This is a genomic window from Streptococcus pseudopneumoniae, from assembly GCF_001072375.1.
Lineage (GTDB): Bacteria > Bacillota > Bacilli > Lactobacillales > Streptococcaceae > Streptococcus > Streptococcus pseudopneumoniae_L.
Genome location: NZ_JVKV01000108.1, coordinates 15,043 through 30,978, shown reverse-complemented (window position 1 = coordinate 30,978; position 15,936 = coordinate 15,043). Strand labels below are relative to the sequence as shown.

Annotated in this window: 11 protein-coding genes; 2 read left to right on the top strand and 9 right to left on the bottom strand. The window is 42.2% G+C overall.

Translation table 11 applies throughout. The annotated features are described in order from the left end of the window. Window positions 1-75: 75 nt before the first annotated feature. Window positions 76-1,467: a Cof-type HAD-IIB family hydrolase gene (locus ADH31_RS09085; RefSeq protein ID WP_049510304.1), complete on the bottom strand. Its 1,392-nt coding sequence runs from the start codon at window positions 1,465-1,467 to the stop codon at window positions 76-78. A 65-nt stretch (window positions 1,468-1,532) separates the two neighbouring features. On the opposite strand from ADH31_RS09085, the gene ADH31_RS09080 reads away from it, so the two are divergent. Further along, entirely contained in the window at window positions 1,533-2,495 is a 963-nt protein-coding gene (locus tag ADH31_RS09080; RefSeq protein ID WP_049510302.1) for an asparaginase, read from the top strand. A gap of 292 nt (window positions 2,496-2,787) precedes the next feature. Here the strand turns inward: ADH31_RS09080 and ccpA are convergent, their stop codons facing one another. Next, window positions 2,788-3,795, bottom strand: a complete 1,008-nt coding sequence (gene ccpA / locus ADH31_RS09070) for a catabolite control protein A (protein ID WP_049510300.1) — start codon at window positions 3,793-3,795, stop codon at window positions 2,788-2,790. 205 nt (window positions 3,796-4,000) lie between these two features. Between ccpA and ADH31_RS09065 the strand changes: the two genes are divergently transcribed. Further along, a complete protein-coding gene (locus ADH31_RS09065) occupies window positions 4,001-4,318 on the top strand; it encodes a DUF960 domain-containing protein (protein ID WP_000885928.1) in 318 nt (105 codons plus the stop codon). Window positions 4,319-4,366: 48 nt separating this feature from the next. On the opposite strand, the gene ADH31_RS09060 is transcribed toward ADH31_RS09065, so the two are convergent. From ADH31_RS09060 to ADH31_RS09030, 7 genes are all read right to left on the bottom strand, one after another. Further along, window positions 4,367-5,650: a membrane protein gene (locus ADH31_RS09060; protein WP_049510298.1), complete on the bottom strand. Its 1,284-nt coding sequence runs from the start codon at window positions 5,648-5,650 to the stop codon at window positions 4,367-4,369. Further along, window positions 5,643-6,464, bottom strand: a complete 822-nt coding sequence (gene folK / locus ADH31_RS09055; protein ID WP_049510296.1) for a 2-amino-4-hydroxy-6-hydroxymethyldihydropteridine diphosphokinase — start codon at window positions 6,462-6,464, stop codon at window positions 5,643-5,645. The genes ADH31_RS09060 and folK overlap by 8 nt, the downstream gene beginning before the upstream one ends. A 40-nt stretch (window positions 6,465-6,504) precedes the next feature. Further along, complete coding sequence (gene folE / locus ADH31_RS09050; RefSeq protein ID WP_049510294.1) at window positions 6,505-7,059, bottom strand: GTP cyclohydrolase I FolE; 555 nt, start codon at window positions 7,057-7,059, stop codon at window positions 6,505-6,507. Between the two features lies 1 nt (window position 7,060). Next, window positions 7,061-8,359: a bifunctional folylpolyglutamate synthase/dihydrofolate synthase gene (locus tag ADH31_RS09045; protein WP_049510292.1), complete on the bottom strand. Its 1,299-nt coding sequence runs from the start codon at window positions 8,357-8,359 to the stop codon at window positions 7,061-7,063. A 1-nt stretch (window position 8,360) separates the two neighbouring features. Continuing rightward, the gene (gene folP, locus ADH31_RS09040; RefSeq protein ID WP_049510290.1) at window positions 8,361-9,311 is read right to left on the bottom strand and encodes a dihydropteroate synthase; all 951 of its coding nucleotides are present in this window, start codon (window positions 9,309-9,311) and stop codon (window positions 8,361-8,363) included. Between the two features lie 144 nt (window positions 9,312-9,455). Continuing rightward, window positions 9,456-10,655 (bottom strand): phosphoglycerate kinase, encoded by a 1,200-nt coding sequence (locus ADH31_RS09035; protein ID WP_049510288.1) that lies wholly within the window; start codon window positions 10,653-10,655, stop codon window positions 9,456-9,458. A gap of 236 nt (window positions 10,656-10,891) precedes the next feature. Continuing rightward, a complete protein-coding gene (locus tag ADH31_RS09030; RefSeq protein WP_049510287.1) occupies window positions 10,892-15,703 on the bottom strand; it encodes an endo-beta-N-acetylglucosaminidase in 4,812 nt (1,603 codons plus the stop codon). Window positions 15,704-15,936 lie beyond the last annotated feature (233 nt).

The window sequence follows — 15,936 nt, the reverse complement described above, 5'->3', positions numbered from 1 at the left end:
GCGGCTAGCTTCCTAGTTTGCTCTTTGATTTTCATTGAGTATCAAAACATCATTCCAGGCTTCCTCTGCTATCGCCTATTTTTTATCTTCTCTTTCCTTATGGCGCTCATAGGCCTTTATCTGGCGCTCAATCTCCTTTTTAATGGCTGGTTCTGGAGCGTATTTTTCTTCCCAATCATCTGGTTTTAAGATTTTGTGGGTCACTGGATCAAAATGAGCTTTTCCATCAGGGAACATTTTACCCATATTTGCTTGATGGACAATGTCAAAAATCCGTTCTGGATCCACCCCCATCAAAACAAAACTACCATAGGTAAAGTATAGGGTGTCAATCAAGGCATCTACTTGCCCCACCAAATCTTGTTTAGCAGGCGTTTTCTTAGCAACTTTCTCTGCTGCTTTATCCAGCGCTTGGTGTAACTGTCCTACTGCCTGTTCGAAATCTTCTTCAGAAGAGCTAGCAGCTCGGACAAATTCCACCAATTCTTCTATCTTAAATCCCGCTCTATGGGTGGCACCTTCTAAGTCCCAAGCTTGGGGCTCCTCTTGAGTTCGTTCATCCATCATGTGGTGGAAGGTCTTGACCTTATTAAAATGGTAATCACGGCTGACAAAGACTTTTTCTGAAGCCAGAACACCAAAATGCTCTAAAGCTTTGTGAATCCCATCTTGTTGGTTGCTGGTTGTGATATGCTTAGCAACTTCCTTGACACTGCTACTACCATTGCCCATAGCGACTGACATCCCAACACCCGCCAGCATCTCTAGGTCGTTGTCCGAGTCACCAAAGGCCATGACTTGATTGAGATCAAAACCATACTCTTTTCCGACTCGGCGAATGCCTTCTAGCTTGGAATTTCCTTGGTTGATGACATCGACCGCAAAAGGATTACTACGAGTCAATTTCAAGTCGTGAAAGTCAGCTGCTGCTTTCTCAGATTCTTCTGGCGTCATTAGCATCAAAACTTGATAAATGGGCTGATTCATCAACTGGAGCAGATCTTCTTCCTTTTGAGGAACGACCTTACTCACCATTCGATTAAAGGAATGACTAACTGTACGAGTCAACATAGAAGGGACAAAACGACTCACTCTTTGAGAAAAAGAACCTAGACCAAAAGACATGATTTTTGAACCCAGCATGGCATCCTTAGTCCCCAAAGCAATTTCCTTGCCCTCTTTTTTAGCATAGGCTATCAACTGCCGTAAATGAGATTTGGAAAGAGGACTTGTAAACAAGACTCTGTCTTTATTAAAGATATATTGGCCGTTATAGGTTACAGCAAAATCCAGATCTAAATCTTCCATTAAATCCTTAACAAAAAAAGGTCCTCGCCCTGTCGCTACTCCAACAAGCACTCCCTGTTCCTTCACAATCTTAATCGCATCCTTAGTGGATTTCAAAACACTCTTGCGATCGTTGACCAGTGTTCCATCGATATCAAAAAAAACAGCTTTGACTTCCATCCTACCTCAATCTCCCCTTTTGTGATACAATGATTATACCACATTTCAGAAAGAGTGAGTAAATCATGCCTAAGAAAATCCTTGTTTTACATACGGGTGGTACTATTTCCATGCAAGCCGATGACTCTGGCGCTGTTGTGACTAGTCAAGACAACCCTATGAATCATGTATCCAATCCACTTGAGGGAGTTGAAGTCCACGCTCTCGACTTTTTTAATCTGCCAAGTCCCCATATTAAACCAAAGCATATGCTGGCCCTCTATCAAAAAATTAAAGAGGAGGCTGATCATTATGACGGTTTCGTGATTACACATGGGACAGATACCTTGGAAGAAACTGCCTATTTCCTTGACACTATGGAGGTTCCTCGCAAACCGATCGTGCTAACAGGGGCCATGCGTAGTTCCAACGAACTTGGAAGCGACGGCGTCTACAATTATCTCAGTGCCCTTCGCGTAGCGAGTGACGATAAGGCTGCTGACAAGGGTGTCTTGGTCGTGATGAATGACGAAATTCACGCTGCTAAGTATGTGACTAAGACGCACACGACAAATGTTAGTACCTTTCAAACGCCGACCCACGGCCCTCTTGGGCTCATCATGAAACACGAGATTCTCTACTTTAAAACAGCTGAACCCCGGGTTCGTTTTGACCTAGATAAGATTCAAGGCTTGGTCCCTATTATCCCTGTCTATGCCGGTATGACAGAAGAACTCCTTGATTTACTTCCCGTTGATCAACTGGATGGACTTATTATTCAGGCTTTTGGTGCTGGAAATGTTCCCAAGGAAACAGCACAAAAATTGAACGCCCTTATCCAAGAAGGACTCCCAATCGCCTTGGTCTCTCGTTGTTTTAACGGGATTGCCGAACCTGTTTATGCCTATGAAGGTGGTGGCGTTTGTCTACAAAATGCTGGTGTCTTCTTTGTCAAAGAGCTCAATGCTCAAAAAGCTCGTCTCAAACTCCTCATCGCTATCAATGCTGGCCTTAGAGGGGATGAATTACGAGCCTATATGGAAGGATAATACTCTTCGAAAACCTCGTCAACGTCGCCTTGCCGTAGGTATGGTTACTGACTTCGTCAGTTTCATCTACAACCTCAAAGCAGTGCTTTGAGCAACCTGCGGCTAGTTTCCTAGTTTGCTCTTTGATTTTCATTGAGTATAAAAAAGTCGGTGAGATAGAAATTACTAGATCAAGTCTTGTTTTCTAATCACCCCGCAAGCCTTCTACCATCAACTTGATGCTTGAACTATTGACCAAAAAGTTTTTTCTACTAAAAAGCGAGGTCGGGATTTTTATCCCGACCTCTTCTTGTTAATCTTTACGAGTTGAATGACGTTCTACCAAACCATGTGGCAAAAGAACTTCACGCTCTTCTAACTCTTCCTTATGCATAATCTTCGTCAACATACGCATACTAATAGCACCAAGGTCATACAAAGGTTGCGCAATGGTGGTTAGGTTTGGACGAGTATAACGCGCGATTTGCGAATCATCACTGGTGATAATTTCAAAGTCATCTGGTACAGAAACTCCCTTGTCAGCAAGTCCGTTCAACACACCTGCTGCCAGTTCATCTCCTGTTACGATCGCTGCGGTTGCTTTAGAAGAAATCAAACGTTCTGCCAAGGCATAACCATCATCATAACGGTATTTTGATTCGAAAACAAGACCTTCACTGTAGTTGATTCCCGCTTCTTTCAAAGCATCTTTGTAACCAGCCAAGCGAATCTTACCATTAATATCATCCACTAATGGTCCACTAACGAAGGCAATTTTTTTGTTTCGCTTCAAAAGATGGCGGACTGCATCAACAGTAGCATGTTTATAGTCAATATTAACACTTGGAAGTTGGTGCTCCACATCCACTGTTCCTGCAAGAACCACAGGTGTGCGTGAGCGTGAAAACTCTGAGCGAATCTTCTCAGTTAAATGATACCCCATGAAGATAACGCCATCCACCTGTTTAGAAAAGAGAGTATTGACCACAGATACTTCCTTTTCATCATCCTCGTCGCTATTGGCAAGGACGATATTGTATTTGTACATTTCCGCGATATCATCAATCCCTTTAGCAAGGGTAGAGAAATAAGTATTTGTGATATCTGGAATGACGACTCCAACTGTTGTCGTTTTCTTGCTTGCTAGGCCACGTGCCACCGCATTTGGACGATAATCAAGACGGTCGATGACCTCTAGAACTTTCTTACGGGTGTTTTCCTTGACATTCTTATTGCCATTGACAACACGACTGACAGTCGCCATTGATACTCCCGCTTCTCGGGCAACGTCATAAATTGTTACTGTATCATCTGTGTTCATTCCGTTTCCTTTCTACTTTGAAAATTTTGTTTTCATGATTCCACTGTTCTCATTTTACCACTAATTGTAAGCATTTTCAAGCATTTGATGAAGATTCGTTGAAAAAATTTCAAAATCATTCTCATCTTTTTAAAGGTAGTTGACTTTTCTTGATTTTTCTAGCAGTTTGCAGTATGATAATAAAAAAATCAATTAGGAGATAGGGATGGCTTTTACAGATTCTCATAGACGATGTGCCAGTTTCGGTGTAGTGACCAATTTACCCGACGATGTTATCGACTCAATCTGGTATATAATCGATCATTTTTTAAAGCATGTTTTTGAGCTAGAAGATGAATTGGAATTTCGACTTTTGAATCATGAAGGCTCCATCACTTTTCGTTTTTCTAGTCAACATCTACCAACTACGATTGATTTCGACTTCAATCATCCCTTTGACCCACTCTATCCACCTAAAGTTCTGGTCATGGATATGGATGGGAAGGAAACCATTCTCCTACCAGAAGAAAATGACCTATTTTAAAAACTCTAGTCTCCTCTATCTACTTAGGAAACTAGAGTTTTCTTTTTGCTAATAAATGGAACGACTGACTACTATACCACTTGGTTTGGTGTATTCTAAGTCAAGATAATCCTGATAAGTTCCTGGGACAATAAATCCTTGGGGGCTGAGAATGTCTGTTCCAGCTTTACCCACGATAGAGTCAGCCAATAAGACACAATTTGTGCTGAGAACAAAATAGGTCTTAAACTTGGACGAACTGAACTTATAAAGAGTGGCATCAGCCTCGTGTTTCAGCTGATAAGAGTAGGTATGCTTGATTTCCCCTTCTCTTCTTTTCATGAGTTGAGAACTTGGTTCCCAAGGAATTAAGAGTCCTTCAATTTCTCTCAGTTGTTCTTCTATAGCTTTTTTCTGTTGCTCAGACAAGCTTAAGCCATAGGCAAATAGAGTTTTCTGACTTTCTCTCTTACAGAGTTCGATATACTTTTCTCGATTAGCCTTAAATAGAACCCCATCCCCAATCATCCCAAATAAACGCTCCGAGTGAGGATCATAAGAACCATAGGAAATAACCTGACCTTGATAGCAGATATCCACATGCCCCATGGCTAAAAAGAAAGAGGATTCTGAAGCATGGATAAAAATTTCCAAATCAACTGTCTGGTCATTTTTTCTCTCTGAATGTACTTTTCCGTCTTCAGAACCATGATTAGAAAACCATTTGTTCAATCGACGTAAGGTACTAATAGGAATTAAAGCTGTTACAAAAATAGGCAGTGTCATTCTCATTCTGCGCTTCAGCTTGGGATTACTTCTCCCTTTTTCGAAATAGAAACCATCCCTGACACTACTCGCTCCCAACATGATTAAGTAAAAACCTAACAGGAGCAACTCAAAATTTGTCGCATCATGAAAAGGAGAGATACTATAGAGACCAAAACCCATCATCCACGAAGCATCAAATAAGTAATTGAGCCTCGGATGGATATGATTATTTCGGTAAATCAACCAGGTAATCAGACTGATCAGACCTGTAAACAGTTGATAACCTCCGATAATCATCACAAGGAGATAGAGGGCTATCCCTTGCAGGATGACTGAATCAAATAGGATGACTGCAAGAAAGAGCTTAGCTATGGTTACAAAAATATTTTCTCTACGGGACTTTTCCTGGAACCATCGTGTCAATAAATGCCAAATAGCAGACAAGGAAAAGTACCCCATCAAGAGTTGATAACCAAGTCTCGGTACAATCTGCCCAAAACAAATCAAGAGAAGACCTAGGACAATGGCTAGCACTCCCTCCCCTAGACTTCTCCATTTACTATAAGTTTCGGAAAACTTAGGCATTTTCTTTCTCCAATTGACGATACAAGTGCCGAATCGGTTGTTTCAGCGTTGGATGAATAAAATGCGGAGCTATTTCCTGTAAAGACTCTAAAACAAAGAGGCGCTCAGCAATATAAGGATGAGGCAAAATGAGGTCGTCTGTATAGATGACTTGGTCCTCTACAAAAAGCAAATCCAGGTCAATCAAGCGAGGTCCCCAATGAACCTCTCTGACCCGTCCCATTTCTGCCTCAATAGCCAACAAGGTTTCTAACAAGACTGGAGCTGGCAACCAGGTTTCCACTTCAATGACTTGATTGGCAAAGCTATCCTGCTCTACACCACCCCAAGGCTCAGTCGTAATTACGCTAGACTCCTTGAGAACATGGATGCCACGAGCTCGCATTTTGTCAATCGCTTGCTGGAGATTAGCCGTCTTATCCCCCATATTGCCTCCTAAAGCGATAAAGGCACGCTGTTTGCGACGGTGGATGGTTACTGAACAAGTATCCAGTGGTAGATGGATAGGTGCCCAAGGTTTTTTTAGTTCCAGCTCAATCTCTTGAACGAGAGGGTAGGTCTCAAAAGTACGCTCTACTAGTTTGTAGGCTACTGTTTCAATCAAATCCTCACTCGTTTCCTGAAACCATGTCGTCCATTGCTGGCAAAGTTCTCCGTAATGGACAGAAGCAGTTAAATCCAAGTCTGTCGCAGCCTTGGTCATATCATAGGATAGGGTGGCTGAAACGACAAACTTCTGCCCCAGTTCCTTCTCACTAGGAAAGAGTCCATGAAAGGCGAAAATTTCTAGGTCTTTAATTCGCAGTTGATCCATAACTAGTCCTTTCTAGAAAAATCCGCTTGACGCGGATTTTTTATAGTCCCATCAAACGATAAGCCTGATCCCGAAGATCCTTATCTGTCTCAAATAGACCACGAGCCACTGTAGTCAAGGTCGCAGTTCCTGGTTTTCGAACACCACGCATACTCATACACATATGCTCTGCTTCAATGACAACAAAAGCTCCCTTAGCACCCAAATACTCCATCAAGGCATCAGCAACTTCGATATTCAAACGCTCTTGAATCTGTGGCTTTTTAGAGTAAACTTCCACCGTACGAGCTAACTTTGATAAGCCTGCTACACGCCCATCTGGAATGTAGGCAATATGAGCCTTCCCATAAAAGGGCAAGAAGTGGTGTTCACACATGGTATGGAAAAAGATATCCTTTTCCACTACCATATTGTCATCGATAATCTCAAAGGATTTTGACAGGTGCTCTTCTGCAGTTTGCCCAAGACCTGAAAAAATCTCTTGGTACATACGAGCGACACGGGCTGGTGTTTCCTGCAAGCCCTCGCGATTTGCATCCTCACCAACTGCCTCGATAATCATTTTTACAGCTTCTTCAATCTTTTGTGTATCCATTCTAATTTTTCCTCTCCATTAGGTAGGCTCTCACTTGGGCTAAAAAGTATAATGAGCCCGTGATAATCCTAACTGTTTTTTTCTCTTCATTTTCTGATAATTTTTGGTCTAGAAATTCTTGCCAATCTTGGAAGTTGAGATTCCTAGAATCAGCCAGCTCTTTCAAGACTTTTTCATCCGTCGCCCGACTATCCTCAAAATGAGTTAGCGTAATCTTATTATCGGGCAAGGTTTCTAGCAAGTCCAACATATCCTCCAAGGCCTTGGTTTTGATACAAGTAAAGAGGATTTCCTTCTGATAGTCCGTAAAGTGTTCTTTCAAGGTAGCCAACAAGGCCTTGATGGCATGAGGATTGTGTGCTCCATCCAAAATCATCAAGGGTTCTCTAGAAACAACTTCCAAGCGTCCAGGCCAGCTTGTTTCTTCTAAAGCTTGAGCCACTAAAGCATTATCTGGCAATTCTCGACCAGTCGCTTGGCAATAGCTATCTAACAAGGCCAGCGCCATCCCAGCGTTCTCAATCTGGTGCAAACCAAGCAATCCTGTTTGGAAACGACCTTGTCTAACAGCACTTGTATAGTCAAAGACCTCTCCAGTCACAATACTCTCATGATGGCTTACCTGATAATCTCTTCCATAAACAATTCTAGTAGCCTGTTTTCCCTCTGCAATTTGGTCTATCACAGCCAAGGCTTCTGGGACAATGTGACCAGTCACTAGAGGAATTCCTTGTTTGATAATCCCTGCTTTCTGCTCTGCTATGGCTTCCAAAGTATCACCAAGTAAAGCTACGTGATCCAGCCCAATGGTCGTGATACCTGTTAGGATGGGTTGACAGACATTAGTGCTATCCAAAAGTCCGCCCATACCAACTTCCATAATCGCCACATCGACTTGTTCAAATGCAAAATAGTCATAGGCTATGGCAGTGATAATCTCGAATTCTGTCGTTCCTTGTAAGGCTTGAGAATACTCCCCTTCAAGTAGTAAACGATAATCCGCCATCAAGGACTCTAATCTTGCTTCTGGGATAGATTCCCCATTAATAGCAATCTGGTCGGTATAATGAATCAGATAGGGTGAGCTAAAGACTCCAACTCTTAGCCCCATCTTTTCCAGCATATTTTTCAAAAAGGCTATAGTAGAGCCCTTGCCATTGGTTCCTCCGATGTGGATAACCTTAAGCTTAAGATGGGGATTGCCTCGTAAAGCTAAAAGCTCTACCATTCTTTCCAAACCAAAGTGCGGTTGGTCTGTCCGGTAGTGGGCAATCCACTGATTCGTTTCGTTTTTATTCATCTTACTTATATTGTTTCAAATCTAAATTTTCCGCATGGTCTGCCAGACGGATAGCAGACGCAATTTCAACTGCCATCTTGTGGCTGGCTACATCGTGCACGCGCACCACTTCCACACCTTGTCTAGCAGCGATACTAGTCACATGAGCCGAAGCCGTATCACGATTTCGGAAACCAGCTTCAGTATCTGGATTGACTTCAAATCCATTTTCTTCAAGGATATTAATGACAAAGCGCTTTCGAGAGACTCCTAAAAAGATAGGATAGCCCATTTCGTGAAGCTTATCAAGGTCACGTAGGAGGATGAGATTTTCCTTTTTGGTCAAACCAAAGCCAATTCCTGGATCCAGCATAATGTTTTCTTTCGAAATCCCTGCTTTTTTCGCTCTTACTAGAGCACGATCAAAGAAAGCTGTCATCAATTCTTCTACTGATAGTTGTTCAAAGTCTGCTAAGTCTTTCTTTGTAAAAGTCTCTCCAAATCCAAAATGAGGGAAGATAAGTGAACTAGGGTGCTGAGGGCGTGCCATGACTGGATTAAACATGATGACTACCTGAGCTCCAGCCTTAGCAACCACCTCTGCCATCTTCTCATCACCCATGAGACCCGTAATGTCATTGACTATATTGGCACCAGCATTTAAAGCTGCTTCTGCCACTTGGCTTTTCCAAGTATCGACCGAAATCAGAACATCACTTTCTTGACGAATAGCCTGAATGACTGGAACCACACGCTGGATTTCCTCTTCAATCTCTACATAGCTACTTCCAGGTCGAGTAGATTCTCCACCGATATCTAAGATAGTGGCACCTTCAGCTATCAATTTTCGAGCCTGTTTTAAGGCTTCTTCAATAGCAAAAAATTGACCCCCGTCAGAAAAAGAATCTGGGGTGACATTGATAATACCGCAAATAGCTGTTTTTGTAGGATTCTCTCTTTTTTCCACGTTCATCACTCAAATTTCATTTAGATTGGTATTCCTCTATTTTACTGTTTTTTTTGGATTCTGTCCAATTATCCCTCGGTTCCTTGACATCATTAAGACTACAAAAGAGCGCAAAAAAAGGAGAACCTGAGTCCTCCTTTTTCTATATTCTTATTTTTCAGTCAAAGCTGCAAGTCCTGGAAGAACTTTACCTTCAAGAAGTTCCATTGATGCTCCACCACCAGTAGAGATCCATGAGAACTTGTCTGCACGTCCAAGGTTGATCGCTGCGGCAGCTGAGTCACCACCACCGATGATTGATTTAACGCCTGGTTGTTTCACGATAGCGTCCATTACTCCGATTGTACCAGCTTGGAAGTCAGGGTTTTCAAATACACCCATAGGTCCGTTCCATACAACTGTTTTCGCACCAGTCAAAGCTTCATCGAATTTAGCGATAGATTTAGGACCAATATCCAAACCAAGGAATCCTGGGTCTACTGCTTCACCTTCAGTATCTTTCACTTCAGTGTAGTCAGCAAATGCATTTGCTTCTTTTGAGTCAACTGGCAAAATCAATTTGCCGTTTGCTTTTTCAAGAAGAGCTTTTGCAACATCCAATTTGTCTTCTTCTACAAGTGAGTTACCGATTTCGAGACCTTGTGCTTTGTAGAAGGTGTATGTCATACCACCACCGATAAGAACTTTATCAGCTTTTTCAAGCAAGTTTTCGATAACACCGATCTTATCTGAAACTTTTGAACCACCAAGGATAGCCACGAATGGACGTTCTGGAGCTTCAACAGCTTCTTGGATGTAAGCAATTTCGTTTTCAAGAAGGAATCCAGCAACTGCTTTTTCAACGTTTGCTGAGATACCAACGTTAGATGCGTGTGCACGGTGAGCAGTACCGAATGCATCGTTTACGAAGATACCATCTCCAAGTGATGCCCAGTATTTACCAAGTTCAGGATCGTTTTTAGATTCTTTCTTACCGTCAACATCTTCAAAACGAGTGTTTTCAACCAAAAGAACTTGTCCATCTTCAAGAGCGTTGATAGCTGCTTCCAATTCAGCACCACGAGTTACACCTGGAAGGAATGTAACTTCTTGACCCAATTTAGCAGCCAAGTCAGCAGCTACAGGAGCAAGTGATTTACCAGCTTTGTCTGCTTCTTCTTTTACACGTCCAAGGTGAGAGAAAAGAATCGCACGTCCACCTTGTTCAAGGATGTACTTGATAGTTGGAAGAGCTGCAGTGATACGGTTGTCATTAGTAATCACGCCATCTTTTACAGGAACGTTGAAGTCAACACGAACGAGAACTTTTTTCCCTTTCAACTCAACGTCTTTAACAGTCAATTTTGCCATTTGGAAAGACTCCTTAATTTTTTTTACGTGTTAATTATATCACAAAATCAATAAAAGAGATAGCAAAACCTTAAACTTTTATCCACAACAATTTTTCTCGATTAATTAAGGACAGTGCTTATAACTACGTCAGAATACTCTACCATTTTTATTCTCCTCCCCTATACAAAAAGATTTGACCCTTAAAAGTCAAATCTTTTTATTATATGAAGTCAGTGTTAGGTACACTCTCTATCTTAATCTTCTTTTTTCTTTTGAGCTAGCAAGCCAAAGCCACCTAAAACTCCGACCAAGCCAAGGGCTAGGAGGTTTGCATCTACTTCTGCACTTGTATTTGGAAGTTGTTTTCCTTCAGTCTTTTCAGCTTGTGCTTGTGCTTCTGCTTTTGCTGGTTCTTGCTTCGCTGCTTGGCTTACTTGAACTGGCGCAACGGATGTTTCAGTCTTAGGTTCTGTTTTTGAAGTTTCCTGCTTAGTATCTTGAGTCACTGGAGCAGGTGTAACTGGTCTGTCACCTGGTACTTTAACTACTTTTGTACCGACTTCAACAATTTCATTTACGGCTTCCTTGAGAACTTCTGTCCCCTTAAGACTGCGATGTCCTTCAGAATCAATCTCTACAAGGTTTCTACGAAGACCTGCGACTCCTACTTGAACCAAGCGACGTTCTCCTACTTGGAGGCTAGGATTTACTCGTTCTTCATGTCCATAGGCAAGAACTTCTTCTTCCACAACCAAGCTTGGTTTCTTAACTTCTAAGGCTTTTGGACCGTCTAGCGGTTGAACACGGCTTTCTACCTTGGTACCAACTTCAGTAATCTCTGCCACTGCTTCTTTGACGACTTCTGTCTTAAGAAGAGTACGGTTGCCTTTGGCATCTACTTCGATCAAATGACGGATTTGTCCTTCTGCACCAGCCTGAACGACTCGACGTTCACCCAACAAGAGGTCTCCTGACGGACGTTCTTGACTCTCGAAGGCTTGAGTTTCTGTTTCAACCACTAGCTCAGGTAGAGCTTCAACTGTTGGAGCAGTTTCACCTTCTTCTAAGCTACCCACATGATGGCTTTCTTTAACAAGGAGTTTTTTGTTGAGTTCTTCCTTGAGGTTGGCAAATGCTTCTGGACTTGGATTTGTTGAGCCAATAAGAGTTTCTGCTTGAGCGATGATTGGATCGTCTGCATTTTTCTCACGAACTTTTCCTAGAAGAGTTTCAAGCTCTTCCTTAGCTGTTTGATAAAGCTGTACACCATTCAAGTCAGAACCTGCTTGTTTCAAGTCATTCAAGGCTTGGTTGACTGCTTCTTGACTAGCGTCGTGGTTTTCTAGGACAGCTTTTGCTGCTTCAATCTTCTCAACGAGAGCTGCTTGTTTTTCAGCATCCGCAAATGTATAAGCTATTGTTTCTTTGCGTCCTTGGGCAGATGTGATTTCTTGTTTCAGATATTCGTCGTTAATGGCTGCCTTAGGTGATACTAGAACATCAAATTCGACAGTTTGTCCTTGATAGTGCAATTGGAGTTTTTGACGGCCTGCTTTTTGAGAATCATAGCCTGTAATTTCGACTCCTTGGTCTGTAAAGCTATGTTCTGTCTCCGTTTCATCATCATACAAGACCTTGAAGCGTCCCTCTGATAAGTCAAGAGTATCGCCTACAAAGTAATCAATTTTCGGTTGTTTGCTAATATACAAGGCTGCGACTTCTTTTGGACCAGCTTCTTCACCAGTCACTTGAACCTTGAAGCTTCCTGCAACTGGAAGACCAAGATAGCTCACTGTCAACTCTTGTTCACCATGGTGATGAGCATCGTAGCCGTTGACTAAAACACCTGCATGACTGAGGTTAATGACTTCATCTGCTTCTTCACCTTCGTATTTGACACGGAGAAGACCACCTTTGAGATTCAATTCCTCGCCATCTTGGTAAGTTGTCTTTTTAGGTGTCGCTTCTAGACTGACAGACTTAATCTTTCTTTCATCCTGAGGAATCGTTACAGCAAGGGTATTACTGATTTCTTTACCTGGTAATTGTGTTCGGTAGTAAAGAAGACTTGGACGTTTTTCAAAGCTTAATGGATCTGTCGCCAAATCTCCTCCAACTGCTGTATTTAAGGTAGCGATTGGAGTTTGTGAATCTGCCTTGTCATAGACTGTGATGGTTGCTCCAGCAGGAACTTCTGAGAAGCCAAGCTGAATCTTATTGTCCGTTAGAACACGCGCCGCCACTTTCGCCATTGGAATGTTTTGACTCTCCGTATCAAGAGCTTCATACATCTTCCAGTTGTAGATACGGATGGCTTTCCATGGCGTTCCATTGTCAGACGTGATGACGTTCAAGCGCCAGTCTTGCGCAGTGATTGGGCTATCAAGGGTAATATCTGAAACATGGGCTTTATTTCCACGAACAGCTTTAGCCAGTTTCCATTCTCCAGCTTCATCCTTGTAGTAGAGGTCGAAGTCCTTAGTATTCATCAAGCCGTCATTGACAGATTCTCCACCAGCACCGGCATGGTCCATGACCCATCTAACGACACGGCGTGGTTGTGTCAAACGGATATCAACGCTACCACTCAACTGAGCAGAAGACCATTTGTCAGATAGGCTGGTGATCGTACCATTCAACATACCTTCGATACCTTCTCCACCTTCTGTATTTGGGAAGGTACTTCCGATAACAGTAGCTCCTGGAACGATGTTTTCTGCTAGAGGTCTTGGAAGACTGGTATCTTGGACAGTCATTCCCCAGTCAAAGTTTGTGGTTGCTGCTTCAGAACGAAGGCCATTCTTCCCAACTGCGACAACCTTCAACTCTTGACTGCTTCCAGTCGCACTAGCTGAACGACTGACTTTTGGTAGGTAAATAGTAGTTGCTGATGATCCTGTCAATAGACGCCAAGCATCGCCATCCTTCTCATAAACTTCATAGAAGTCAGCATCTTTGTTACCTGTAAATTGAACAATGGCTTCTGCTTCTTGGGCATTTTTGAGAGATTGTTTGGCTACTTTAAGAGCAGTTGGAGCCTGAGGAGCCTCTTGATTATCTGACACGGTCAACTCACCCAAATTGAATTGGTAATCTTTAAGGGCAGCAGTATTTTCGAAAGTAAGTTTGATACCGTAAATGGTCTTACCTGCCAAGGCACTCAAGTCAAATTCATCTTTTGTCCAATCGTCAGATAGAGTCAGTTCTTTACGAGCATTCTCGCCACCATAAGTATAGTTTTTCTGAGTCGCAAACTCTACATAAACCTTGCTTCCCTTACCACCCTTATGGGCAACCCGAAGTTTTGTTTTATCTGTTACTTCGAGTTTTGTAGAGTAGAGGCGAACATCTTGGTTGGTATTTTCGGATAAATCACCCGCAAATTTGAGTGAATTTCCGCCATTGTAGGCATCTTCAAAGTCATAGTCAGCTTGGAGTTTAGCAGCTGAAGATGTTTGCCACCAACGCCATGTAGGCAAGATACCTGATACAGAACGATAGTTCCATTCAGAATCCTTGGAAACTTTACCGTCCACAAACCATTTTTTCCCATGTCCTGTGTTAAAGGATGTTGTAAAGCTACGGCCTACTGCTGGTGTACGGTCAGCTACGAGGTTGGCAATCCCGTACCAGTCCTTGTCATCTGGTTTTTGACCAGTTGGATCTCCTTGGTAACCTGTGAAGAAGATATTTTCATTCTTATGATAGTCTTCACCTGTTTTCCCAAGACTCGTGATAGTATCTGGGGCAAAAAGTCCAAGTGATAAGCGAAGTTTGCCATTCTCATCAAAAAGGGCATCCCATTTCACTTTTGTCTTGTAAGAACCACCTTGTTGCAATTCCAAACCTGCAAAAACATCATACTGACTGCGTTCTAGCCATTTTGCCATAGCTACAGAATAGTCATTTTTCTCTTTAGTCCAGTTAAAGTTGGCAAAGAAGTGATCTGCAGGAACTTTGTCTCCTTCTTTTTGCATGAATGGATAGTTGTACTCGCCTAGTCCGTCTTCGTGATAACGACCATATTCATAGGTCATAGCATCGTACCAAGAATACTTGACAGGATGGTTGACTTTGGCAGCATACTCCTTGGTATAAAGCATGAAGTCACGCATTTTCTTACCAAGGGGCGTTACGATATCACCTGTTGTTTCTTGGTTGATAAAGTAACCATCAAAGCCGTAGTATTTAGCCAAATCAACCAACTTGCGAGCGATAGGGAATGTTCCGTCTTCGTCTTGTTGAAGGGCTGCAGCGAATTTTTCTTGGTCTGCAATACTGTTAGACCAGTTGAAGAATAGAGTCCCCAATACTGGGACACCATTACGGTGACCAGCATCAATCACGTCTGGAGTTGGAACAAGCCCTTCCCAGAAGACCATGGAATTCAAGTATTGCCAGTAGTCAAAAGCATAGGCCTTAAACTCTTCACCACCTACAGAAGCATGATCTTTAGCCTTAGAGTTAGTATTGGCAAGGGCTTCAACCTTAGCATCCTTATTAGCTTTTTCATTAACAACATGTCCACGATATCGTTTGGCTAAGTCTACTGAGGCGCGGTTAATAGCGTCATCTTCACGGGCACCTGGTTCCCATTTCAACAAATCTTCCCAAGTGTCAAACTTAATTTCTTTTGGTCGAAGACTTTTTTCTTCTTTTTTAGGAACGTCAGAGACTGTTGCTTTTTCTTCTGGCTTATTTTCTGTAGTAGCAGGCGCTTCTTCAGCCTTAGGAGTTTCAGCAGCTGGACTAGTGGCTTCCTTATCACCTGCAGTCAATTGATCCAAGGTTGGCTTTTCTTCTGAAACTGGTTGCTCACTTACCTTGTCTTCTCTTGCTTCTAGCTCTTTCAATACTTCTGGTGCTGGTGTAGTTGCTTCTGCTGGAGTAGTGGTTGACGGTTGCTCTGAAGCTACTGCTGTAGTTGTTCCATTTTCTGGAACGACAGACTCTTCTGCCAAAGCTGGGCCTGCAAATAGAACTGAACCTATCATCAATGAGCAGGCACCCACTGACAATTTTCGAATACTATAGCGACAATGTTTTTCAAAAAATGGATTCTTCATCTTTTTCTCCTTTGACTTTCTCTTGAAAGTAAGCGCTTTATTTTTGAATTAAAAAAGTAGCTGTTCCAAAAATAAACAGAACAGGTCATTTTTATTTTACGATATTTAGAAAAAGAGTCAACACTAGCCCTTCAAGAACTATAAAGAAGTGAAGAATTAATATAAATTAGACAATCATCTGCCATTTTTCGAATTAAAACAACATTTTTCTCAAAAAAGAGCATTTACTACTT